The following is a 22,958-nucleotide window of genomic DNA, read 5'->3' as shown; positions in this document are numbered from 1 at the left end:
CCGCTACGACAAACGCCCCGACCGCTACCTCGCCGCCGTCACCCTCGCCAGCATCCTCATCTGGCTCGAGACATGATCGACAAGACACCCCCTAGGACCTGTCCGGGCGATCTCCGTGATGCGGTTGACCGCCGGGACATCTCGATCCGGGACGTCGAGTAGAACCCGCCGTCAGGCCGCGGCGTTGTCAGTCCCCACCGCTATCGTTCGCGCGTTCACGATCTTCAGCGAGGGGTAGCTCGATGGGTGCCAGCGGATGGGATTACGTCACCAGGTACGACGGTGATGTCGAGGCGGCCCTGACGACATTGCAGGCCAGGGTGTTCCAGGAGGAGTACGGCGATAATGACCGATACCGAAGCCTGAAGGACCTCTACGAGGACGAGGAGTTCATGGGGGTCGAGGGCACCCATACGATCCTCGACATCGACCGGGTTGTTGCCACGGATGACCCGCCGACGCGCCCCGGTATCGCTGACTACGGCACCCTGCGCCCTCTGGCTCTCAACCGTGTGATGCACCACTTCGGCACAGACCGGCCGTCGGTCGAGCAGTACAAGGAACTCGCTGCTGCTGCCAATGAGGCTGCGAGTCATGAGGAGCACGAGCAAAGCCTGCTCGGCGAGTGTCAGATGCGGTGGACCGGTTACTACGTCGTCCTCTACTCCGGCGACAGCCCGACTCACCTGGGAATCTTTGGATTCTCAGGAGACTAGGACCGACTCGGCGGGGCACGCGACTGACCCTTGCTACTGATCGTTCATATGGGCATGGGGCGGGGTGACTTGACGGATGCTGAGTGGGAACGGCTGCGCCCGTTCCTGCCGGTCAGCAACGGGCGTTGCGGCAGGTGGCGGGGTCACCGGCAGGTGATCGACGGAATTCCGCACCGGGTGCGGACCGGGGTCCAGTTGCGTGACCTGCCCGAACGGTTCGGACCGTGGAAGACCATCTACGAACGCCACCGCCTGTGGTCGGCCGACGGCACCTGGGAACGTCTGCTCCAGCAGGTCCAGGCCGCAACCGACGCGGTAGGGGAGATCGACTGGGACATCGCGGTGGACTCCACCATCGTCCGCGCGCATCACCATGCGGCCGGCGCCCGCACCGACCCGCCACCGGCTCCGGAATCAAAGGGGGCCGAAGAGATGGAACACCAGGACGAGACGCCGTGGCAGAGCCTCGTCGCCCGTCTGGTGGAGATGGTGCAGGAGGCGAGGGCCTGGGCCGCTCGCGGGGCGGGTTCACCAGCAAGCTCCACCTGAGCGCGGATGGCCGCTGCCGCCCGCTGTCCCTGATCGTGACTCCAGGTCAGGGGGCGGACTGCACGCAGTTCATCGCCGTGGTGGAGAAGATCCGAGTGCCCGGACTCGGGCCGGGGAGACCGCGCAAGAAGCCGGACAGCCTCGCGGCCGACAAGGCCTACAGCAACAGGTCCTGCCGCGAGTATCTGCGGCGCCGTGGCATCCGGCACACAATCCCGGAGAAGACCGACAGCCAGGCCGTCCGCCTGCGCAAGGGTTCTCGCGGCGGACGGCCACCCGGTTTCGACGAGGAGCGTTACAAGAAGCGCAACACTGTCGAGCGGACCATCAACCGCCTGAAACAGTCCCGGGCGGTGGCCACCCGCTACGACAAGCGCCGTTATGTCTACCTCGGCACCGCGACCGCCGCAGCACTCCTCATCTGGCTTCGATCATGATCGGCCGGACAGGTCCTAGGTGTAGTGACCCGCAGGGTTGTTGACACGGCCGATGAGCGGGGTCCGTCGGGTGCGGTGTGGCAGCGGTGGCGTGTGGCAGATGGCGGGTTTCGCGCCGCGTTCGGGCGTGAATCGGGCGCGGCGCGGTGTGCGGTGTCTGGGTCGGGTTATAGGGATGGCGGTGCCCGCCATCATGCCGATCCATGGGTCGCGGCTGCTCTGTATGCCCCGTTCTGCCCGGATCTCCTACCAGGGAGTCGCCATGCCGATGTTGTTGATCAAGGGTAAGTACCAGGTCGTGGGGGGTCGGTCGGACGGTGACACCGTGCATTTCACTCCCGATACGACCTCCGAGTGGGATCTCGTGCCGGGACCACACAAGGTCAAACACAACACGGCCGGCAAGGCCAAGCTCCGGCTGGACGCGATCGACGCCTTGGAAACGCACTTCCAGCGTGGCGGGCCCGAGGTGAGCCAGCCGCTGGAGTTCGCCCGCCGGGCCCGCGACGAGCTGGTGAAGTGGATCGGGTTCACTCATGTGGAGCGCGCCGAGGACGACACGGTCACCGCGGCGACCCCTGAGAGCGTGCCCGGCTGGATCCTCACCACCGGCGCGACGCTGGACAAGCGCTGCATCGCCCTGGCCGGCAAGGGCACCCCGCCTGGCACGAGCGGCACCATGATCGTCGTCGACGTGCCGCTGCTGCGGACCACCCTCAATTACCACATGATCAGGGAAGGCTTGGTCTACCCCACCTTCTACCGCAACCTCTTCGCGGACCTGCGGGACGAGCTGACCGCCGCCTCGCAGGCAGCGCAGTCGCCCGTCAAGAAGGGCCTGTGGACCGAGGACGTCACCACCTCGGGCGCGACCGTCACGGGTCTGGCCTCCCTCACCGACCCCCAGCACGGGGCCGTGATCCTGCCCAAGCTGTTCCGCAGGCTCGTGGAGTACCTCAACCTCGGCAATCCGGACCTGGCCGGCTTCCCGGCCTTCCTCGACGCGGCCGCCGACAAGTACTGGATCTTGTCCACCGGCCAGTCCCCGACCGGCCTCGACACCGTGGTCGACGTCAACGGCAGCAAGGTGAAGATGACCCGCCCACCCGAGGACCTCGTCTTCGAAGAGGCCTGAGCAGAAAAACCCCGACCATGACCGATGCCGACGGCTTCCGCGCGCTGTCGGAACTGCTCACCGGTGAGCAGGGCTTGGAGCCGACGCTCTCCGAAGCGTACCGAGCCTGGCTGGCGGCCGTATTTCCCGCCGACCTGGCACGTCTGCCCGACGCCTACCGGGCTGCCGCGGCAGCGGCAGCCCCGGCCACCGCGCTGCACGCCACGTTCGACGGCGACACGGCGCTCGCTCGGGCCGCCCGGGAGACCATCGCGATCTGGTTCACGGCCCAGTTCACCCGGCCGGACGGCAGCCAAGACCCCCGGACGCCCCCGCCCACTACCGGGCTGGTCTGGTGTGGCAGGTGATCCAGGCGCACCCCTTGTCGGCTGCTCCTGTCCCGGGCGGCTACGGCTACTGGTCCCAGCATCCCTGACCGAGGCGAGGGCGCTGCAGATGGACCCCATGGACACCCCGTACGACGTGGTGATCGTCGGCGCCGGCATGGCCGGGCACTGTGCGCCTGCCGGATCAGGACTGCCAAACCACAAGCCTGCATCCTGCTGATGGACGTGGGCGACAACGGCCTGGACGAGGGTCAGCAGGCCGCGTTCGTCGATGCCTACCAGGTCTCGGCGAGCAAGAACGTGCCCTCCCCCTACGCCTCGCTGCCCAACAACCGACTCGGCCACGGTGCCTCCTCGGGCGGCACGGGCGACCCCGTCGCCATGAACCGCTACTACGTGGAGACCGGACCCGACCTGTACAAGAGCGGCTACCAGCGCATGGTCGGCGGGAGCACATGGGCCTGGCGCGGCAACACTCCGCGCTTCCTGCCCAACGACTTCCGTCTCAAGACCCAGTACGGCGTCGCGGTGGACTGGCCCCTCACCTACGACCAGCTGGAGAGTCACTACGCCGCGGCCGAGGTGGAGCTGGGTGTCTCCGGCAACGGCGACCAGTGGACGGGCCTGACCCTGCGTTCCTCGGACTTCCCGATGCCGGGGATCGCCGCCGGCTACGGCGACGAACTCGTACGGACCGCCCTGAAGGACATCGCGCCCATCGACGGCACCCCGGTCACGGTCCTCACCACCCCGCAGGCCCGCAACTCCCAGGGCTACCAGGGCCGCAGTGCCTGCCAGGGCAACTCCAGCTGCATCCCCATCTGCCCTTCCGGAGCGAAGGCGGGCCACCCCGTGGGCACCATGCGTATGGGCACCGACCGCAGCACCTCCGTGGTCGACGCCAACGGCCCCTCCCACGCCCACCCCAACCTCTGGATCGTCGGCAACGCGGTCTTCCCCACCGGCAGCACCGCCAATCCGACGCTCACCTGCGCGGCCCTGAGCCTGCGCACCGCCGACGCACTGGCCGCCGCCCTCTGAGCACAAGATGGCCGTCACTGCGGAGATCGTGTTCGCCCGGCACGGTGAAGCCCGGTGCAACGTGGAAGGCCGCGTCGGCGGCCCGAAGACCTGCCCCGAAGACCTGCACGGGGCTCACCGACGCCGGGCGCCGTCAGATCGAGCAGCTCGCCGCCCGGCTGGCCGTCGAACACCGAGTGGAGCCGTTCGCCGCCGTGTACGCGGGCCCCCGCCTGCGGCTGCGGGAGAGCGGTCAGATCCTGGCAGCCGCCCTCGCCCTGTCCCTGGCGCCCTCGCCCTGCCCCTGGTCGAGGACACCGGCCTCGACGGGCCCCACCACGGCCAGGCCGACGGGAGGGCCTGGAAGGAAGCCGAGGCAGCCTTCGGCGGCGCCCCGCACACGTATCCTGAACAGCCGTACGCCTTCGGCCCAGACAGCTGGAACAGCTACCTCATCCGCGCCACCCGGTATCTCACCGGCCTCCTCGAACGCAACGAAGGCCAGCGGGTGCTGCTGGTCGCCCACGGGAAACCATCCACGCCGCCTGCCACCTCCTCCTCTCGGTGAACATGCGGGCGACGGAAAGGGGGAGCTGACGGGTCCGAATCCTGTCGATCGGGGCACGTACGGGTCGAAGACGTCTCATGTCGCTGAAGGTCGACTGGGGCGTTCACACAGCGAGTGCAAGTGATGTGGTGAAGGCTTGGCCGGCGTCGTACTCCGTGCGGTTTTGAGGGCAGTGGTAGATACAGCCGAGGAGTTTGTTGGACAGGCTTCTCAGAGCGGCGGTGTGGCGTTCGCCTCCGGCTCGGCGTCGGTCGTAGTGGGCCCGTGGGGCGTCGGACGGGAGAGAGATGAAGGCCCCCTATGTAACCAGCGGCGGCGAGCCGCTGGTTCTTGACGGTCCTGGCCACGACGATGTGGCTGCGGCCCGATGCCCGCGTCACAGGGGCGGCGCCTGCGTAAGCCTCGATCGCTCTGGCATCCGCGAAGCGCTCTCGGTCGTCTCCGACCTCGGCGAGAACTCACGCTCCGGAGACAGCGGACAGTCCCGGGAAGCCGGTGATGATGTCGGCGTCTGGGTGAGTGAGGAACTCCTCCTCTGTCGCTGCGGTGAGGTCGGCAACGAAATCGCGTGCGGCGTTGACCTGCTGGCCGAGAGCCATGACCTGGCGTCCCATGGCCTCCCCGGCCTGGGGTGGCTGGTGCAGGTGGTCCGCGTGGAAGATCTCCCTCGGCCGTTCGGCTTCCGCCTCGATGCCGCACCGCGGTCACCCGACCCGCTTGAGCAAGGCACGCAACTGGCTGCGGGTGAGTTTGGCCGCCGCGGCCGGAGTGTGCGGCAGCGAGCACAACGCGAGCGCGTGCGGAGTTCAGCCCTGGCTTGCCGGGGTCGTGGAAGAAGATGAAGCCGCGGAAAACGCGGCTGGACCTTACAAGCCGGTGATCGACGCCATCCTCACGGCGGACCGCAAACCCACAGGCCGGTGCCGAGGCCGAGGTCGACTTCGGTGACGTCACGGTCAGGCTGGCCGGCGAGCTGGTGACCCGCTACCTGTTCGCGTTCCGGATGTCGTACTCGGGCATGGCTGTGCACCGGATCTTCGCCTCGGCCGGGCATGAGGCGTTCTTCGAGGGGCATGTCCACGCTCTCCACGTGATGGGCGGGGTGCCGACCGGGGAGGTCCGCTACGACAACCTCAGAGCCGCCGTCGCCCAGGTGCTGGGCCTCTCACGCCGCCGAGTGGAGGCCGAACGCTGGACCGCCTTGCGCTCGCACTACGGTCTGGATGCGCTCTACTGCCAGCCTGGCGTCCGCGGCGCCCACGAGAAGGGCGGAGTCGAGGGCCAGATCGGCTGGTTCCACCGCAACCACCTCGGCCCCGTCCCTGAGGTGGACACGCTCGCCGAGCTCAACGCGATGATCGACCGGTGGGACCAGCAGGACGACGCCCGCCGCATCCGCTCCCGCCCCGCACGATCGGCGAGTACTTCGCGGCCCAGTAACCGTTGTTGGCGCCACTGCCGGAGGAGGCGTTCGAGACGGGTCGGCTCTCCACTCCACGCGTGGACCGCCACAACCAGATCTGCGTGTGGATGAACCGCTGCTCGGTGTCCGAGCAGGCTCCGCCGTCGACCGGCTCCGGAAGCCAGACCGGCAGAGCCCAGCTGCCGGCGGCTGCCAGGGCCCATCTGCCGTCAGACAAGCGGCCTCTCCCGGCTGTCGCCCACTACGACCAGCTTCTACGACTCCGCCGACCCGACCGCCCCACCCCGTCACAGAGGAGATCACCGTGTCCCTTCCCCGCCAGCGAGGACTCACCCACCACGCCGCCACTACCGGCGTCGACCAGGCATTCCGCATGCTCCGCCTGCCCACCATCCGGTCCCAGTTCTCCGATGTGACCGAGATCGCTGAACGCGAGCAGATGTCCTACCTCGACTTCCTCGCCGAGCTCTTCCTGGCCGAGTGCGACGACCGCGCCCGCCGCCGCTCAGAACGCCGCATCAAGGCCGCCGGCTTCCCCCGCGACAAGTCGCTCCGCAAGTTCGACTTAGGAACCGGCAACGCGAGCATGGCGCGGCACAGGAACGACCGGGCGCACCTGAGGGCAGGCGTGACCCCTGCGAACCCTCCGTGCACCCCTGACGGCCATGTGTCGCGTGGCGGCTCTGTCCCCTGCTGTTTCAGGGTGGCGTTGTGGCCGGGCTCTCACAGATGCTCAGGTCGTCCGCTGGCTGCGAGGGTCAGCGATTCAAGTGCTCGTAGTACAGGAGACGGGAGCGTGCCGCCTTCTCCGTCATACCGAGAGCCTCGGCGATCTGCGGCATCGGGATCGCCTGTCCTCGGGTGACGAGCGAGGCAGCGTGGGGGCCGGTCATCGCGACAATCACCTCCAGGTCGTCGGCTGCCTTCAGCGCCGCGAGCGGCGCGTCATCGAGAAGCAGGTCCAGGCGCTCTCGCAGCCGGCGCAGAAGGGCAGCGACGTCTTCGGGCAGGGAGATCGCGCGGGCGGCCACCTGGTCCATGTGGTTGTCCCAGTCCTTCTCCGGCCCGGAGGTGTCGTAGCCGTACGGCTCGAGCCTGCGGGCCTTCTCCCAGTCGATGGGGTAGGTGTTCTCGCCACGCCAGCCGCACGCGCACCTGCCCCGCATCGTCGTCGCCGTGGGTCGGCGGAACGTGCCGTCGTAGGCCCACCAGTCGGTCGATTCGTGGAAGTAGCTGCTGCTTCCCACGTCGAAGTACACCGGCCCGGGCTCGCTCCCGTCGGCCAGCAGCACCCCCACCACACCCTCGTGCGACTCGAAACCCTCCCGCTCCCAACCCATCGATTCCTCCTCCGCCACCGCTACGGCAGGCGATCCTGCCGCCCGCTCAGGCCCACCATGCCGGGACGGCCCGCACCCGCGCAGCCGAATCTGGCATATTCCAAAGGCAAGTGGCGCAAACATCTCGGCGCACGCCGGTCGGTACCGCCAATGCGCCTTCCTCCTTGTTGCTCATGCTCCGGGGGTGTCGCCGGGTCCGGAGCATGAACAACAAGGGGGAAGTCATGCCGGACCCGAAGGCCGGAGGCTCCATTGCGGAGCCACAAAAAGGTAACGGGGGTAACCAGCAGGGGGAAACCGACTCCCCGACGCTCGCGAAGCCGTCGATACCGCCTACGAACCCTCTTCGCTCTCAACATCCGCCTCGACGTCCGCTGGCGGCCGGTCGCAAGAGCGGGTGCCAAGCCCGTGCTTGGATGCTGGCAGCGTCTACCGAAGCCGAAGAGCTCCGGGAGCCCGGTCCTCGAAGATTTCGAGCAGCCAGTCAAAGACCGTAGCTCCGCTCTTCTCGCGCGCGTCGGTCAGTTCGGTGCCGGAAGCAGGGCGGTTCGTGGGGTGGCATCGAGAGAGGAGGACCTCCAGCCGGCGAGCCGTCTCCGCATAGCCCAGGTGCTCGCGCGACACCTGGTGATCCCGCTACTCAACCACGTAGTCATCGTCATCAGGCATCCCGAAGCCACCGCTCAGGCAATCAGCGAAGGCGTTGAGGTTCTTGCCGAAGTAACCCTCAGGACTGTTGAGCGTTTCAGCGTTGCCGCTCCAGGGTGAGAACGGCTTTGGCGATGGCCGTCATGCGGTTGGGGCTTATGCGGGACCGGCGGAAGATGCGCCAGGACTTCGGTCGTGCCATCCTGCGTTCGACGGGTGCTCGGGCCTGGGCCAGTGCTCGGTTGACCGTGCGTCGGGTCGGGGACAGTTCGCCGTCGAGAGGCCGCTTACGCCCGGTGGTCACCCGCGGTCCGGCTCCCTGGTAGGCGCGGTCGGCGAGGACAGCGACACCCTGGCGTTCGCAGATCCGGGTGATCCGGTGCGCGCGGGCCGCTGTGAGGTCATGGGCGCGACTGGGCAGCGCGGGCGAGATCCACAGCACGTGGCCCGTCGGGTCGGTCACGACCTGCACGTTTACGCCGTGCCGACGGAGATCCCAAAGCCCGTGGCTATCTAGGCGAGGGAGTCGTGCTTGCGCAGGTATACCAAGGCGACCGGCGCGCGCTGGTGCGGTGGGAGCTTGCCGTGGCGGTCACCCTCGCGGGTGACGATGAGCATGGTGACCCACTCAACCAGCGTGTGCGGCAGGATGGGGAACCAACGAGGCTCCGGTGCCGTCGGGTTGAGACTGCGGACACCTCCCCCAACGGCACAGAAGCCTCGTGCGTTGCGGGTCCCGTCACCGTTGTGCTGTTGCTGGCCATGACGTTGGTGACGTTCGCGTGGAGACGTGAGGCGGGAGGGCGGTTTCCGGCGGTGGTGTGAGGCCGGTGGTAGTTGTAGTGGACGTTCCAGACCGTGATCGCCCGGGCTCGCTCTTCCTCGGAGGTCCACTGCCGGGTGTAGAGCAGTTCTTCGGCGAGGATGCGCTGGTAGCGCTCGACCTTGCTGTTGTGTCGGGGCGTGTATGGCCTGGTCCGCTGGTGGTGAGAGACCCACGAGGTCAAGGAGCGTGCGAAGTCGGCGGCGCGGTAGTTCGCGCCATTGTCGGTGATCACGCGAACAACCCGGTGGATGCCGTGGGCGGCGAAGAACGCGCGGGCGCGGCTGAGGAACCCCACGGTGGTGGCGGCCTTCTCGTCGGGGAGGTGTTCGGTGTGGGCCAGGCGGGAGAACCCGTCGACGGCGGAGTGCAGGTAGATGTACCCAGCCTTGGTCCCGGCGGTCTTCGCGCGTTGGGCTGATTTTGCCTGCTCGGAGCCGCGTCCGTGGGCTCGCCACCCGCCGTCGGGGATACGTCCTACCTTCTTGACGTCCAGGTGGACCATGTGGCCGGGGTAGCGGGCCACCATCTGTTTCGGCGGGCGCCGGTTGGCCGAGCCGTTGGGGTCGAGGAACCGGCGGTGGTGGGTGCCCAGACGCGCCAGCCACCGGCCCACAGTACGTTCACTGATGCGTACGCCCTGGTCCGTGAGTTCGAGTGCGTTCCTGCGGGCGGACCACTTGTTGTCCCGCCGCAGCTGCTCGATCCGTTCGACGAGTCGGGCGGGGTCTGGGGCGGTGAGGAGTGCGGGACACTCGGGTGATCCCAGAGCCCGGCTTCGCCGTACTGGTCGTAGCGGTTCTTCCACTTGGACAGGCAGGTCCGGGAGACGCCTGCCTCGGCAGCGAGGTGGGCGATCGGACGGGCGCGGCAGCGTTCGACGATCCGTCGGCGTCCCTCAATGGTCAAAGGAGCGTTCGCATGCGTCACCGGAGCACCTCGGTGCTCCGGCCGGCCGCGATCACTGAGCGAAGAGGGAGTGCGATGAGCAGCGCAACAGCGACCATGAACCCGCTCGACCACAGAGGCCCGATGTTCCCGGCTGTGGTGCTGAGGGTGGTTGCGGCGATGAGCGGGCCGACGGCGGCGCCGACGTTGAGTGCCGCCGTCGCGTACGAGCCGGCCATGGTCGGGGCTCCTGCGGCCTCATAGAGGACCCGTGTGATCAGGGTACTGCCCAGCGCGAACGACAGGGCGCCCTGCACGAACACGAGGGTGAACAGGGCGACCGGCTCGTCGGCCAGCACCGCCAGGGCCGGCCAGCCGATGAGCAGCAGCGGGCCTCCGACTGCGATGACCAGACCGGGACGCTGGTCGGACAGCCGGCCGGCGATGGTGACCCCGGCGAAGGAACCGGCACCGAAGAGCACCAGAACGACAGAGATCCATAGTTCTCCCAGCCCGGCGGCGTCGGTCACGACGGGGGCGAGGAAGGTGAAGCTTCCGAACGTGGCTGCGTTCACCAGCGCGCCGAGCAGCATCACCAGAATCAATGGCGGCCTTGTGAGCTGGGCGAGCTCCGCTTGCAAGGCCGGCTCGCCAGTCGCCTCTTGCTTCACGCGCCCCGCCGGGATTGCCTTGAGGATGCCGAGAGCTGCAGGCAGGCAGAGAGCGGCAACGGCCCAGAATGTGGCCCGCCAGCCGAGCACCGTGCCGAGTACCGACCCGCCGGGGACACCGGCGATCGTGGCCATCGTGGTGCCTGACAGCAGCACGGCCAGCGCACGTCCCTTCTTGTCGGGTGGGACCAGCGTGGCGGCAGCCGTGAGAGCGACGGCGAGAAACCCTGCGTTCGCGAGTGCGGCGACTACCCGGGTGGCGAACAGGACCGGGAAGCTGGTGGTGATGGCGCCCACGGCGTGAGCTGCCGCGAAAGTGAGGATGAACCCGAGAAGGCTGGAGCGCCTGGGCCAGTTGCGGGCAAGCGCGGCCACAAGGGGGGCACCGATGACCATGCCGACCGCGAAGGCCGAGGTGAGCGTGCCTGCTGTCGCGACTGTGACGTCGAGATCTGAGGCGATGGCCGGCAGGAGGCCGGCGAGCATGAACTCCGAGGTGCCCATGGCGAAGACCGCCATGGCAAGCAGGTACAGCGGGAGAGGCATCGAGTGGCTCCGAGGTGAGGAGAAGCACGAGAAGGTCATCTCGTCACCGCGGCCAGCCCCAAGGGCACCCTCGCCCGGCCGCAGAATGCGGTGCGACGACAGGGCTACGAGCTCAGTGGTTCAGGGGGCTGACGGCGTGACCGAAAGCCCCCACTCTGTCTGACTCAGGACTCGACATGGCCCGCACGTTACCCGACTGATGCTCGTCGGGGCACCTCGTTTTCACCGGCATGGGGCTGTGCAACCAACGTCATGTCCCGCAACAACTAGTGCTGTGTCTGGAAAGGTTCAGCGGTTTGGTCGGCACGTCTAGCGTTCTTCCATGAACGATCACTGTGTTGCTCATGGGTTCACGTCGGTGGACACACAGCCCCGGCCCGCTGAGTGGGTTCAGGTCCTGGACCGGCTGAGTGCGGAGCCGTTTTACGCCGCTTACAAGCAGCGGTTGCAAGAGTTTCTGCGTGCCGAGCCCGGCGGGCTGTTCCTTGAGGTTGGAGCGGGTACTGGGGACGCCGCCGTGGCCCTGCGCTCGCGCAGTGGGGTCGAGGTCGTCGCGGTCGACAGCTCCTTGACGATGATCACGCAGGCCCGGGACCGAGGACTACCACGCGCCGCTGTCGCGGACGGGCACCGGCTGCCGTTCGCAGCGGGTCAGTTCGACGGCGCCTGGGCCGACCGGGTCCTGCAGCACGTCGTTGAACCGGCCCGGGTACTGGACGAGTTGCTGCGGGTGGTCCGCCCCGGTGGCCGGATCGCCTTGGCAGACCCGGACTACGACACCCAGGTACTCGACATCGGCGACCAGGAGCTCGCCCGCCGGGTGCTGCGCTTCAGGGCCGACGTGGGCCTGCGCAACGGCTCGCTGGCCCACCGGCACGCCGGATTGCTTGCGGCCCGCGGCATCCACGACATCATGGTGGAGGCCCGGACCCTGGTCGTGCGCGACCCGTCGGCGGCCGACAATGTCATGGGCCTGCGCACCTGGGCGCACACAGCCGCAGCCCGGGGCTACCTCGACCCCGTGGACGCGGACCGGTTCGTGGCCCGGTTCGACGATGCCGTGCGCGCAGGTCGCTTTACCTACGCCGTCACGTTCTTCCTCACTGCGGGCACGCTGCCTTTGTCGGACTGATAGCCAGCGGGCGGGGGCTGCATGCCGCGCATCAGGCCGCGGTGGCGACGGGGCGTCCACCCCGGCGGATGCCCTTTTCACTTCGGATGCGGGCGCGTTCTTTGCGTTCGGCGGCCGGTACGTCGCGGCGGCGGGCGTTGGCGTTGCGCCAGCGCAGGTAGGAGTGCGGGGCCCGGGTCTGCACGGTGTGGTTGGGGTGGTTCGAGTTGGCGATGGTGAACTGCCCAAGCGGTCCGAAGTGAGCTTCGATCAGGTTCGCCCATGAGGCGTAGGTCGGGGTGAAGCACGTCTCGACCTTGTTCTTCTTGGCCCAGTGGCGGATGTCGGCGCCTTTGTGGGCGGACAGGTCGTCCAGGATCACGTAGATCGGGGCGCCGTCGGGCCGGGCGGCACGGGCCGATTTCAGCGCTGTCAGCGTGTTGGCGGCACCTTTTTGCGGCGGTTGACGCCCCACGGGGTGTCAACCGCCGACCGAGTAGCAACCATGGAAGTAGTGCACGCCGTGAATGCGGTGATACGTGGCGGGCAGTCGGTCGGGGTGCCTCTGGGCGGCCCAGCCCGAACCCGCGGTGGGACGGATCCCGAGTGGGCCGAGCTCGTCGAAGGCGAAGACCCGGTCCGGGAAGCGGTCCAGGGCCTCCTCGATCCGGTCCAGCTTCACCTCTCGCGCGAGGTCTGGGGATTCCCTCCACGTCTTGGTGCGCTGGAAGGTACCACCGTGGCGGGCGAGCAGGCAGCGTAGTGCACCCGAGTTGGTGCTGCCCCCGCGCACAATCTGCTGCAGCTTCTGCCCTCCCGGTCGGCCAGTCTGCGCACACGGACAGGCTCGGCCACCGCGCCTTCAGGCCCAGCCGCGGTACCGGTCCTGGGGATCGGTGCGGCGGGTTTCGGTGCCGAGGCGCGGGTCTCGGCACAGTCGGCGTCGATGGCAGTCGGCGTCCGGGCAAGGTGGGCGGTGTGGTCGGCAGGAGCAGGATGACGTCGTCGGTACGGTCAGCGGTCGCGCGCACGGATGCGGTGAGGACGTCCAGGATTTTTCCGCGCCGCGGACGGGAGCGGAAGCGGCCCCGCTTTCGGTCACATCAAGCCCCGCAGCGCCAGCACGAGGAGGAACACTCCGAGGGCGAGCGTCAGCGGCATGAGCCACAGCTTGAAGACGAGCACGCCGACGCGCTCGGCCCGCCAGGGGCGTTCGGGGTCGCAGATGACGGGGATCGGGGCACCCACCTTCGGGCCGGGCCAGGTCTGGGCGGAGCTGACGACCTCGAACGACCGCCCCTGTTCTGTGGTGAAGCGGAACACGGCCGACCGCCTCTTGACCCCGGGCCGCATCTCGCTGTCCTCGCGCCCGACCACCACACCGGTGGTGCGGACCAGCCGCGAGCGCGTCCGGACGTACTTTACGAGTTCGGCCGCAGATCCCCAGACGAAGACGCCCCCATCAGGACCTGCAGAAGTAACTGGGACGTATGCGTCCTCCCACCCCCCGACCACCGGCGCCGCCTCCCGGCCCTGGCCCTGGCGCCCCTGCGCTTCGTGGACCAGGGGGAGTGTGCGAAGCCGCAGGGCGGGAGTCGTCCACCCAGGGGTTGAGCAGGCGGCCGCGCCGGTCGCGCCGGCAGCCGCCGGTCCCAAGTTCCCTCCTGGCGCCGTCGGTTGCACCGGCACGGCCGGTCTAGGGTTGGCCCGTCCACGTCACACGGGGGAGAGACCGACCGTCATGGCCGACCACGCGCCGTTCACCGCCCTGCAACCGACCGACCCCGCGCGGCTGGGCCGCTACCGGCTGCTCGGCCGGCTCGGCGCCGGCGGGATGGGTACCGTTTTCGCCGCCGAGGACGAAGCCGAGCGGCTCGTCGCGGTCAAGGTCATCAACGCGCACCTGGCCGACGACGAGCGCTTCACGCGACACTTCCGGCGCGAGGTGACCGCGGCACGCAGTGTCCGCCCGTTCTGCACTGCTCCGGTCCTCGACGCCCAGCTCGACGAGCACCCGCTGTTCGTGGTCACCGAGTACGTCGAGGGCCCCACATTGCAGGAGCTGGTCACGCGGGCCGGTCCGCTGCGTGGCGCCGCCTTGGAGCAGCTTGCGGTCGGCATGGCCGCGGCCCTGACCGCGATCCACCACGCGCACATCGTTCACCGCGACCTCAAGCCGTCGAACGTGCTGCTGTCGCCGCTGGGCCCGCGGGTGATCGACTTCGGCATCGCCCGCGCCCTGGACAGCCTGAACGCTTCCGTGCAGCCCACCCAGATCGCCGGTACCCCCGGCTACATGGCGCCCGAGGTCCTGCGCGGCGAGGCGGTCACGCCGGCCGCGGACCTCTTCGCCTGGGGCTGCGTCATGGCGTATGCGGCCTCCGGCACGCTGCCCTTCCCCGGCGACGACGTCTTCGCGGTCCACCACCGCGTGCTGACCGAACCCCCTCGGCTGGCGGGCCTGACCGGGCCGCTGCTGGAGCAGGTGGAGCGGGCGCTGGACAAGGACCCGTCCCGGCGCGGCACGGCGACCGAGCTGCTGGCCCGGCTCGTGGGCGAGGAGACGGCGGACGCAGGCCGGGCCACCGAGGTCCTCGAGCAGGTCTGGCACACCCCGGCCCTGCCGGCGGCCGGCCCGGACCAGCCCGCCCCATCCCGCCGCCACCCGCTGCGCCGCACCGCAATGGTGGCCGCGGGCGCCGCAGCCCTGTGTGCCGGGATCGCCGCCGCCGTGCTGTGGCCGAAGGGCGGTGACGACACCGGGCCGGGCAAGGACCCGGCCACGATCCGCAGCGGACCGGTGACCCTGAAAAGCCCCTACGCCTTCGAACTGGACACGCGGCCGCCCACCGGTGCGCAACGGTGGATCGACACCCGCGACACCACCGACGACCTGCGCATCGAGGCCCACCGTGCGTCTGCCCCCACCATCGTCTCGGTCAAGAGCGATGCTCTGGCCCGCTGGGACACCGACGAGGCGCCGTTCGAGCAGCAGTGCCTCGACGCCCTGAGGCGGGACGCCTTCGGCCGCTCCCAGCCCCTCGATCGTGGCGACCGGTTCTGCCTGCAGACCAGCGACGGCCGCACCGCCTACGTCCGCATCATCAGCGTGCCCATCGGCGAAGGCGAGACCCGCGTGGAAGCCACCGTCTGGGAACTGCCCCGTTGACGCACTGGCCACGTCCCGCACCGCCTCGCACCGGCCCGGTCGGCAGGCGCATAAGGTGACCGGCGTGATTCCGCTGCCGCCGCACCGCACCAAGGGCCTCGGCGTCCTCGGCGCCATGCCCGGACAGCCCGAGGGTTCCTTCGGCCGCTGGCCGAAGGAGTACGAGGACGACAGCACCGCGGTGCCGCCCGGCTCGCCGTCCGTCGCGCACCCGAAGGCCAGCAGCCCACCCCCGACGACCTCATAGAGGTCGCCTTCCGCAAGTTCGCCCTGTTCCTCAACGCCGACCAAGCCCATGCCGCTCTACGGGAAGCCGACCGTCCCCGGTGAGTGACCCGGACGGCCGCCGCGAGCACACTCACCCCACCGATCACATGGCCCCGGCGTTCCCCTTTCCTGGGTGGCTGCACAGGACGTAACTGAGAGCGCTTGTCGTCGACTTCCGAGAGCGCTTGGTGATCATTGCGGCATGCGATGTTGGTGAAAGCAGTAGCGCCATCAGCAGCGGGCGCCGGGTTCGGCCCGGCACCTGCAACGCGCCGCGCAGGAACACGCCGGGATCCGGGAATGGTGGCGGTGTCGGCCGCCAGCTGACATGGGGGGGACGGCGGGAGCCCCCCGGGCGGTGCCATGACCCTGGCAATGCGGCCCCCTCTCCCGGATGTTTCGGGTACGTACCGGCCGGCACGGAGGACAGCGCTCCGGCGCGGCTCAGGCGGAAGGCAGGACCACACCTCCGGCATGCTCCGCTGCGGCAAGTCCGACGGCCCGGCCAAAATCCGCCTTGCTCGAGATAGCCCCAGAAGCCGACGCGACCGGCTGGCCCGACTTGGCCCACCGGGTAACGCCGGGACTACCGCATGCGCATGAGACTGTCAGACGCAAGCGTTGACGCGCTTCCAGAACTCGACAACACGCTTACCCTCGACCAGGGAGGCCTGAGCCTCTGCGTCGGCCACAGCCGCCAGTGCGCGAAGGCCGTGGTCCCGGCTTCGTAGAGGGCCGTCGGGGAAAGTCACCAGGGTGCGGCGGTCACACCCAGGAGTAGTTGTCGTCCGTGACGGCTTCGAGGGCGGCGTCGGTGACGGCGGCGCAGGGGTCGGGCAGTGCGGCGAGGGCCGGGCCGATGGGCGGGAAGATCGGAAGCTCGGCGGTCTTGCGGTAGTCGATCCACTCGATGACGCCGGTCTCGTGGCTGCCGTCGGGCAGTTCGTCCAGTTCGACCTCGGCGAGGGTGGCGCGGAGCTCGGGGGTGATGTGGAGGCGGTAGATCAGGTGGAGCTTGCGCGGCGGAGGGGTGGGGCCGGGGCGGGTGACGCGCTGGTCGACGACCCACATCAGGTCGCCGCCTTCGGCCTGGTCGATGTCGAGGTCGAGCTCTTCGGCGAGTTCGCGGGCGAGGGCGGCGTCGAGGTCTTCGCCGTGTTCGACGTTGCCGCCGGGCGGGGTGTAGTGGGTGGAGCCGGCGCGGTCGCGGCGGATGAGGGCGACGTCGTCGCCGCAGAACACCAGGGCCCCGGTCCGGATCTTGATCCGGGAGAAGGGGGTCTCGGCGGGGGTTTCGGGTGTGCTGGTCATGGCGGCCAGTATCGTGGCCGCCCCGACGGTCCGGGGGGCTTTGCCCCCTGAGATGTGCCCGAAGCTCCGGATGTCGGTGAGCAGCCGCGCGGTCACCACTGGCTTGCGAGGGAGCACGTCGGCGGTGTGCCCGAGGTGACGTGCCTGGACGTCGGCGCCCGGCTACGCCGTCGGGTCAAGCGGGACGATGCCCGTGGCCGCGTACAGGCCGGGAACCAACGACAGGGCGGTGACCGGCTCTCCCCCGCGGGCCACGCTCCAGGCGATGGTCTCCGTGTGCGCGACCGGCCCTTCCGCGTCGGGTCAGGCCCATGGCGTCGACCGCGTGTCCCGCAGTGAACGCGACGTTCTCCGAGAACTCCCCCGGTTGAGACCGGTCCGCATTTCCGCGCATGCCTTCCCATGTGATCCGGGCGGTGACCGGCAGGTGGTCGCTGCCGGTGGCGGGCAAGGTACGAATATGGCCTACGGTCGCTGAGCGGGCCATGACCTGGTCGATCCGGGCCAGAGGGAAGGCGGCGGGAAAGCTGAAGGCGAAGCCCCGTTCCGCCACGTTCATTTGTGAGGTCAGCGGGGCCAGCCCACGGTCCTCGACCGTGCCGTTGAGATCGCCCAGCAGGATCACCGTGTACAGCTTCTCGGCAGCGATGGCCTTGCCCAGAAGGTCGGCGCTCTCGTCGCGCCAGGAGGATGCCAGGCCGCTCGCGCCGACGCGGATGGAGGGCAGGTGCGCGACGTACGCCGCGATCTCGCCGTCCGGTGTGTGGACCACGGCCCGCAGGCCACGACTCCAGGATCCCGTGATCCCCCGGGGTTTGATGTCCAACGGCCCGGCATCGGTGAGCGGGTGCTTCGACCAGAGTCCGACGGTGCCCCACACCGTGTGGTGGGGGTAGTCCGGGGCAAGGGCCTTCTCGTAAACCGGAAGCGCCGAAGGTACCAGTTCCTCCAGCGCGATGAGGTCAGGCTCGGCGTCGGCGAGGGCGCGAGCCGTGTCCGCCGGGTCGGTGTTCTCGTCGCTGACGTTGTGCTGGACCACGACCACATCATGCGCGCGGGGCTTCGGCCCGGGCAGGAACAGCCCGCCGAAGAGGTGCGTCCAGGCAGCCACCGGCAGGAGCAGGACGACCAGCACGATCGCTGAACGGCGCAGCAACGCCAGGCCGAGCAGCACCACGATCACCAGGCCGAGCCACGGCAGGAACGCTTCCAGCAGACTACCCAGGCGGCCCACACGGTTGGGCACGGCCCGGTGGAACGCCAGCAGCCCGGCCGTCAGCACCGCGACCGCGGCGAGCAACCGCCCCTGCGTCCAGGCCGGCCGGCCCCTCACATGCCCCTTCGTGTCCTTGCCCGGAGTCCGCTGTCCCGCCCGACGCCGTGCCCAACGGGGCGCTGCAGCCTCCACTGTCGACGTCGTACTGCTGCTCGTTCGTTCCGCCATGGCTTCCCATCCACTTGACCTCGCCCTCCCCATGACGAGCCGCAAGGTGAATCGGTTCTTCGTCCGAATCCGTAGCCTCTGCCTCGGACGAGAAGTCGTCTGCCCCGGCTGCCGGAGCATGCCCCATACACCCCTGAGGGAAAGAACCTTTCTGCACCGGCACGGCCGTGCCGCTCCGGGGCAATGCCCGACCGAGGAACGGGGAGTCCAGCCAGTAGGCCCCCAGCAATGACGCCTGCATACGTGATTCCATATCGAGCCAACGACGCAGATCCACATCCGGTACGGCCTTTCCCCGCAAAACCACATTCTGTTCACTCAAGAGAGAGCGAATACCGGCAGCACACTCGCGGACGGTCAACTCGACTGCCTGGCCAGGTGGTTGCCGACGGACCGCTGGGCGTCCACCCCAGCGCACACCGCCGATCGCGACGACGCCCTGATCACGATCGAGGCACCAGCAGCCACGCTCGCCAAGATCGCCCCGGAGGCGGGGCGATCCATGCCCCCGCATGGAGCGTCGGGCCAGCCCCTCGGCGTCGTCTCGGTGGCGGCCTGGCTGATCCCGGGACGGCCCTCGTCCGGACGGATAAAGCCCTGGTAGCCCGCGCCGATACGGCGTGCGCGGGCGAGGCCCGGCTGGCTTTGTTCACGGGTAGCGACAGCGGTTGTTCATGGGTTTGGGAGGCGCCCCATTCCACGGTCGGGTGATGTTCACGAGTTTTGACAGCGCTGCGGTTCTTGCCAGGGCAGCATCGGGATGCTCCTGGTGAGAGGTGCTCGTCATGCCGCAGATGTCGAAGGCCGAGTCGTATGCGGCGATCCGACGCGACCACCGAGCTGGGATGTCAATGCGAGCCCTGGAGCGGAGGTACGGGGTGACGTACCGGACGGTGCGGAAGGCGGTGAACTCCGCTTGGCCGGAGTCACGGAAGAAGCTCCCGCCGCGAGCTACCGCGCTCGATCCGTACAAGTTCATGATCGATCAGATGCTGCGGGCGGACCTGGATGCGCCGCGCAAGCAGCGGCACACGGTCACGAGGATCTTCCACCGGCTCGTCGAGGAGAACGGTGCCGAGGACATCTCGTACCAGATGGTCCGACGCTACGTTGCTGACCGGAAGCCCGAGATCCTGGCGGCATCCGGGAAGGCGCCGGTGGAGGCATTTGTTCCGCAGTCCCACCACCCCGGCATGGAGGCCGAGGTCGACTTCGGTGACGTGAAGGTGTGGCTGGCCGGTGAACTGGTCACCTGCTACCTGTTCTCCTTCCGCCTGTCCTACTCGGGCAAGGCCGTGCATCGCGTCTTCGCCTCCTGCGGCCAAAAGGCGTTCTTCGAAGGCCACGTGCACGCGCTCCACACGCTGGGCGGTGTTCCGCGGACCAAGGTCCGTTACGACGGCCTGAAGTCCGCGGTCGCCCCAGGTCCTGGGGCTGAGCCGGGCTCGGGTGGAGACGAACCGCTGGGTCGCGTTCCGCTCCCACTTCGGTATCGAGAGTTTCTACTGCCGGCCCGGCATCGAGGGCGCTCACGAGAAGGGCGGGGTCGAGGGGCAGATCGGCTATTTCCGCCGCAACCACTTCACGCCCGTCCCTGAAGTCGCCTCGCTCGCTGAGCTGAACGAACTAGTCGATCAGTGGGACCTCCACGACGGACGTCGTCGGATCGGGGCGAGGCCGCGGACGATCGACGAGTACTTCACCGTCGAACAGTCGCTGCTGGCGCCCCCGCCGGACGAGCCGTTCGAAACGGGCCGGCTGTTCACGCCGCGGGTGGACCGCTACAGCCAGATCACCGTCCGGACCAACCGCTACTCGGTTCCGGTCCGGTTGATCGGCAAGAAGGTCCGGGTCATGCTGCACGCCTCTCACCTGGTGGTTTACGACCAGAATGTGGAAGTGGCCCGGCATGAACGCCTGATCGCCAAGTGTGGAATCCGCCTGGAGCTGGATCACTACCTGGAGAGGCCCTGGTCCGCAAACCGGGCGCCTTCCCCGGCGCCACCGCCCTGGAGCAGGCCCGCTCCGCCGGGCGGTTCACCCCAGTCCATGACGCCTGGTGGGCCGCCGCCCGCAAGGTCCACGGTGAGAGGGATGGCACCCGAGCACTGATCGAGGTGCTGCTACTGGGCCGGCATATCGCGCACGAACACCTGGTCGCCGGCGTAGCCACGGCTTTGCGGGCTGGAGCGCTGACCGCAGACGCCGTTGCTCTGGAGGCCCGCAAAGCCGCCCAGACCGAGGACGAGCCCACCACCGTTCCCGCCGCGCGTGATTCTCATCCGGCAGGCCGGCCGTCGGCGACCATCACGTCCCTGCACGAGTGGCGGCTCGCGCACCTTCCGCCGGACACCAGGCCGCTGCCCTCGGTGACCCCCTATGACCAGCTGCTCCGCCGCCGCGGCACCAGTGGCAGCACCCACCCTGAGGGAGAAGCCCAGTGACCCTGCCCCGCCAGCGGAACATGACCGAGCAGGCCGCCGACGCCGCCATCGACACCGCCTGCCGTCTCCTGCGGCTGCCGACGATCCGGGCCGAGTTCCCTGACATCGCATCCGCGGCTGCCAAGGACCAATGACCTACCGCGGCTTTCCCGCCGAGCTCCTGATGGCCGAGTGCGACGACCGGGCCAGGCGCCGCTCGGAGCGGCGGATCAAGGCAGCGGGCTTCCCGCGGGAGAAGACGCGGCGGGCCTTCGACTTCGACGCCAATCCGAACATCGACCCGGCCACTATCCACACCCTCGCCAGCTGTGAGTGGATCAAGAAGAGCCAGCCGCTCTGCCTGATCGGCGACTCCGGCACCGGCAAGTCCCACATGCTCATCGCGCTGGGCACCGAGGCCGCGATGAAGGGCTACCACGTCCGCTACACCCTCGCCACGAAGCTGGTCAACGAGCTGGTCGAGGCCGCGGACGAGAAGCAGCTGAACAAGACCATCGCCTGCTACGGACGCGTCGATCTCCTCTGCATCGACGAACTCGGCTCCATGGAACTCGACCGCCACGGCGCCGAACTCCTCTTCCAGGTCCTGACCGAACGCGAAGAGAAGAACAGCGTCGCCATCGCCTCCAACGAGTCCTTCGGCGGCTGGACCAAGACCTTCACCGACCCCCGCCTCTGCGCGGCCATCGTCGACCGCCTCACCTTCAAACGGCACCATCATCGAGACCGGCACCGACTCCTACCGCTTCGCCAGCACACGAGCCCGAGCCGAACACGTCGAGGCCAGTTGATTTGGTCCTCACTGTCTGCTGATCTGTCGCCGCCGAGGAAGGTCCCGGACGAGAATCGGAGCCCAGCCTGCCGATGAAGAGGAGATGGCCGTGAAGCACACACTGAACTTGTGGCGTCAAGGGCTCGGAGAGGTACCCGAGTCGGTCTGGCAACAGACTGAGCTCGACGTGCTGATCCTCGCGGACAACGGACTCACGGCCCTCCCACCGGACATCGGGCAACTCCACCGGCTGAAAACCCTGGACCTCGGCCACAACGCGCTGACGTCGGTGCCCGAAGAACTCGGCAAGCTGACCGAGCTCAGCGACTGCCTCTACCTCCACGACAACCAGCTGACGCGGCTCCCCGACTCTCTGGGAAACCTGACCCGTTTGCGTTACCTCAACGTCGGCGAGAACCCCCTCACCACCCTGCCGGAGACCATCGGCGGGATGAGCGGCCTCATCGAGCTCAGAGCGCAGCACAACCGGCTCACCACCCTGCCCGACACCATCGGCCAGCTCCACAGCCTGCGTGAGCTATGGCTCCGAGGAAACGCGATCAAGCACCTGCCGTCGTCAGCAGCCAAGCTGCACGAACTGCGTCACCTGGACCTGCGCGAGAACTCCCTGGCCGAGGTGCCGGAGCCACTCGCCGGCCTCCCGCGACTGCGTCAGATCGACCTGCGGAGCAACAACCTCGACCGGCTGCCCGACTGGCTCGCCCTGATGCCATCCCTGGAGAAGCTGGACCTGCGCTGGAACAAGGTCGATCCCTCCCTACCGCTCCTCAGCAAGCTGGAGCGGCTGGGATGCATCGTCCTGACCTGACAGCGACGCCCCATCGCGCCAGTGCTGCTATTTCTCGTGAACAAGCACGAGCGAGTTGATCACCAAACGCTGCTGAAACTCGTCAACAAACGCTGTCGCCGAACGTGAATGAAGCCATCCGGCGCCCAGACGCGCTCTGGGAGCAGTCCATTGGGGGCCGCTGCATCTGACAGCTGGCCGATTCGGACGCGCTGCTCGTCGCCTGACGGTCGATGAGTGGGGAGGACATGGGTCAGGCTGAGCAGCTGTGGACTTCGCTGGAGCATGGCGCTCAGGCGCATGGCTTCGAGGCTTATCTGTGGACGTTGGAGCGGGTCGGTCTGGTCGTCGAGCGGGTGACCGGAGTGGTCCTGTCGCGGGCGTCGGTGTGGCGGTTGCTGACCGGCCGGCTGGGGTGGAGTCTGCAGCGCCCGCAGCGCCGGGCCCTCTAGGGGGTGTCTTGTCGATCATGTCTCGAGCCAGATGAGGATGCTGGCGAGGGTGACGGCGGCGAGGTAGCGGTCGGGGCGTTTGTCGTAGCG

General features: G+C 68.6%; 16 protein-coding genes and 10 pseudogenes. 16 read left to right on the top strand and 10 right to left on the bottom strand.

The window, feature by feature from the left end; translation table 11 throughout:
* Positions 1-242 precede the first annotated feature (242 nt).
* The 7 genes and pseudogenes from ABZ318_RS31125 to ABZ318_RS31095 all read left to right on the top strand — a co-directional run bounded on the left by ABZ318_RS31125 (position 243) and on the right by ABZ318_RS31095 (position 4,751).
* Positions 243-716, top strand: a complete 474-nt coding sequence (locus ABZ318_RS31125; RefSeq protein ID WP_356905785.1) for a hypothetical protein — start codon at positions 243-245, stop codon at positions 714-716.
* A 54-nt stretch (positions 717-770) separates the two neighbouring features.
* A pseudogene (locus tag ABZ318_RS31120) lies at positions 771-1,702 on the top strand (IS5 family transposase).
* A gap of 364 nt (positions 1,703-2,066) precedes the next feature.
* Positions 2,067-2,837, top strand: coding sequence for a nuclease (locus ABZ318_RS31115; protein WP_356905783.1), 771 nt, complete (start codon positions 2,067-2,069; stop codon positions 2,835-2,837).
* Between the two features lie 17 nt (positions 2,838-2,854).
* Positions 2,855-3,184, top strand: a complete 330-nt coding sequence (locus ABZ318_RS31110) for a hypothetical protein (RefSeq protein ID WP_356905781.1) — start codon at positions 2,855-2,857, stop codon at positions 3,182-3,184.
* A 198-nt stretch (positions 3,185-3,382) separates the two neighbouring features.
* Positions 3,383-4,204 (top strand): GMC oxidoreductase, encoded by an 822-nt coding sequence (locus ABZ318_RS31105; RefSeq protein ID WP_356905780.1) that lies wholly within the window; start codon positions 3,383-3,385, stop codon positions 4,202-4,204.
* A gap of 44 nt (positions 4,205-4,248) precedes the next feature.
* A pseudogene (locus ABZ318_RS31100) lies at positions 4,249-4,410 on the top strand (hypothetical protein); the annotation flags it as partial.
* A 71-nt stretch (positions 4,411-4,481) separates the two neighbouring features.
* The gene (locus ABZ318_RS31095) at positions 4,482-4,751 is read left to right on the top strand and encodes a histidine phosphatase family protein (protein WP_356905786.1); all 270 of its coding nucleotides are present in this window, start codon (positions 4,482-4,484) and stop codon (positions 4,749-4,751) included.
* A gap of 458 nt (positions 4,752-5,209) precedes the next feature.
* On the opposite strand, the gene ABZ318_RS31090 is transcribed toward ABZ318_RS31095, so the two are convergent.
* On the bottom strand, positions 5,210-5,365 hold the full coding sequence (locus ABZ318_RS31090; protein WP_356905779.1) for a hypothetical protein: 156 nt from the start codon (positions 5,363-5,365) through the stop codon (positions 5,210-5,212).
* 362 nt (positions 5,366-5,727) lie between these two features.
* Here ABZ318_RS31090 and ABZ318_RS31085 point away from each other — a divergent pair, with 362 nt between their 5' ends.
* Together ABZ318_RS31085 and ABZ318_RS31080 are read left to right on the top strand one after the other, a co-directional pair.
* Positions 5,728-6,285: a hypothetical protein gene (locus ABZ318_RS31085; protein ID WP_356905778.1), complete on the top strand. Its 558-nt coding sequence runs from the start codon at positions 5,728-5,730 to the stop codon at positions 6,283-6,285.
* A gap of 193 nt (positions 6,286-6,478) precedes the next feature.
* Positions 6,479-6,739: pseudogene (locus ABZ318_RS31080) on the top strand (ATP-binding protein); the annotation flags it as partial.
* 193 nt (positions 6,740-6,932) lie between these two features.
* Here the strand turns inward: ABZ318_RS31080 and ABZ318_RS31075 are convergent.
* From ABZ318_RS31075 to ABZ318_RS31055, 5 genes and pseudogenes are all read right to left on the bottom strand, one after another.
* Positions 6,933-7,514, bottom strand: a complete 582-nt coding sequence (locus ABZ318_RS31075; protein ID WP_356905777.1) for a hypothetical protein — start codon at positions 7,512-7,514, stop codon at positions 6,933-6,935.
* A gap of 636 nt (positions 7,515-8,150) precedes the next feature.
* Positions 8,151-8,255: pseudogene (locus ABZ318_RS31070) on the bottom strand (barstar family protein); the annotation flags it as partial.
* Between the two features lie 4 nt (positions 8,256-8,259).
* Positions 8,260-8,780, bottom strand: a pseudogene (locus ABZ318_RS31065) (transposase family protein).
* Positions 8,781-8,911: 131 nt separating this feature from the next.
* A pseudogene (locus ABZ318_RS31060) lies at positions 8,912-9,915 on the bottom strand (IS481 family transposase); the annotation flags it as partial.
* Entirely contained in the window at positions 9,912-11,090 is a 1,179-nt protein-coding gene (locus ABZ318_RS31055) for a Cmx/CmrA family chloramphenicol efflux MFS transporter (RefSeq protein WP_356905776.1), read from the bottom strand. The gene ABZ318_RS31055 and the pseudogene ABZ318_RS31060, both read right to left, overlap by 4 nt.
* Positions 11,091-11,412: 322 nt before the next feature.
* On the opposite strand from ABZ318_RS31055, the gene ABZ318_RS31050 reads away from it, so the two are divergent.
* Complete coding sequence (locus tag ABZ318_RS31050; RefSeq protein WP_356905775.1) at positions 11,413-12,222, top strand: methyltransferase domain-containing protein; 810 nt, start codon at positions 11,413-11,415, stop codon at positions 12,220-12,222.
* A 31-nt stretch (positions 12,223-12,253) separates the two neighbouring features.
* Here ABZ318_RS31050 and ABZ318_RS31045 read toward each other — a convergent pair.
* Positions 12,254-12,967: pseudogene (locus ABZ318_RS31045) on the bottom strand (transposase); the annotation flags it as partial.
* A 332-nt stretch (positions 12,968-13,299) separates the two neighbouring features.
* A complete protein-coding gene (locus ABZ318_RS31040) occupies positions 13,300-13,716 on the bottom strand; it encodes a DUF3592 domain-containing protein (RefSeq protein ID WP_356905773.1) in 417 nt (138 codons plus the stop codon).
* 226 nt (positions 13,717-13,942) lie between these two features.
* On the opposite strand from ABZ318_RS31040, the gene ABZ318_RS31035 reads away from it, so the two are divergent.
* Both ABZ318_RS31035 and ABZ318_RS31030 read left to right on the top strand, forming a co-directional pair.
* The gene (locus ABZ318_RS31035) at positions 13,943-15,370 is read left to right on the top strand and encodes a serine/threonine-protein kinase (protein ID WP_356905772.1); all 1,428 of its coding nucleotides are present in this window, start codon (positions 13,943-13,945) and stop codon (positions 15,368-15,370) included.
* A 55-nt stretch (positions 15,371-15,425) separates the two neighbouring features.
* Positions 15,426-15,617 carry a hypothetical protein gene (locus ABZ318_RS31030; protein WP_356905771.1) on the top strand — a complete coding sequence of 64 codons (192 nt, stop codon included), beginning with the start codon at positions 15,426-15,428 and terminating at the stop codon, positions 15,615-15,617.
* Positions 15,618-16,402: 785 nt separating this feature from the next.
* Here ABZ318_RS31030 and ABZ318_RS31025 read toward each other — a convergent pair.
* On the bottom strand, positions 16,403-16,948 hold the full coding sequence (locus tag ABZ318_RS31025; protein ID WP_356905769.1) for an NUDIX domain-containing protein: 546 nt from the start codon (positions 16,946-16,948) through the stop codon (positions 16,403-16,405).
* A gap of 403 nt (positions 16,949-17,351) precedes the next feature.
* Positions 17,352-18,248 (bottom strand): annotated as a pseudogene (locus ABZ318_RS31020) (endonuclease/exonuclease/phosphatase family protein); the annotation flags it as partial.
* Between the two features lie 938 nt (positions 18,249-19,186).
* Between ABZ318_RS31020 and istA the strand changes: the two are divergent.
* The 4 genes and pseudogenes from istA (at position 19,187) to ABZ318_RS31000 (ending at position 22,868) form a co-directional block, all read left to right on the top strand.
* Positions 19,187-20,836: pseudogene (istA, locus tag ABZ318_RS31015) on the top strand (IS21 family transposase).
* Positions 20,833-21,627, top strand: a pseudogene (istB, locus tag ABZ318_RS31010) (IS21-like element helper ATPase IstB). The pseudogenes istA and istB overlap by 4 nt, the downstream one beginning before the upstream one ends.
* A gap of 84 nt (positions 21,628-21,711) precedes the next feature.
* Positions 21,712-22,437, top strand: a complete 726-nt coding sequence (locus ABZ318_RS31005; RefSeq protein WP_356905767.1) for a leucine-rich repeat domain-containing protein — start codon at positions 21,712-21,714, stop codon at positions 22,435-22,437.
* Positions 22,438-22,664: 227 nt separating this feature from the next.
* The gene (locus ABZ318_RS31000; RefSeq protein ID WP_356905766.1) at positions 22,665-22,868 is read left to right on the top strand and encodes a winged helix-turn-helix domain-containing protein; all 204 of its coding nucleotides are present in this window, start codon (positions 22,665-22,667) and stop codon (positions 22,866-22,868) included.
* The last annotated feature ends 90 nt before the right edge of the window (positions 22,869-22,958 follow it).

Origin of the sequence: Streptomyces sp. NPDC006197 (assembly GCF_040613865.1) — a bacterium.
In the GTDB taxonomy this organism is placed as follows: domain Bacteria; phylum Actinomycetota; class Actinomycetes; order Streptomycetales; family Streptomycetaceae; genus Streptomyces.
This window is presented reverse-complemented; position numbering and strand designations above follow the sequence as displayed.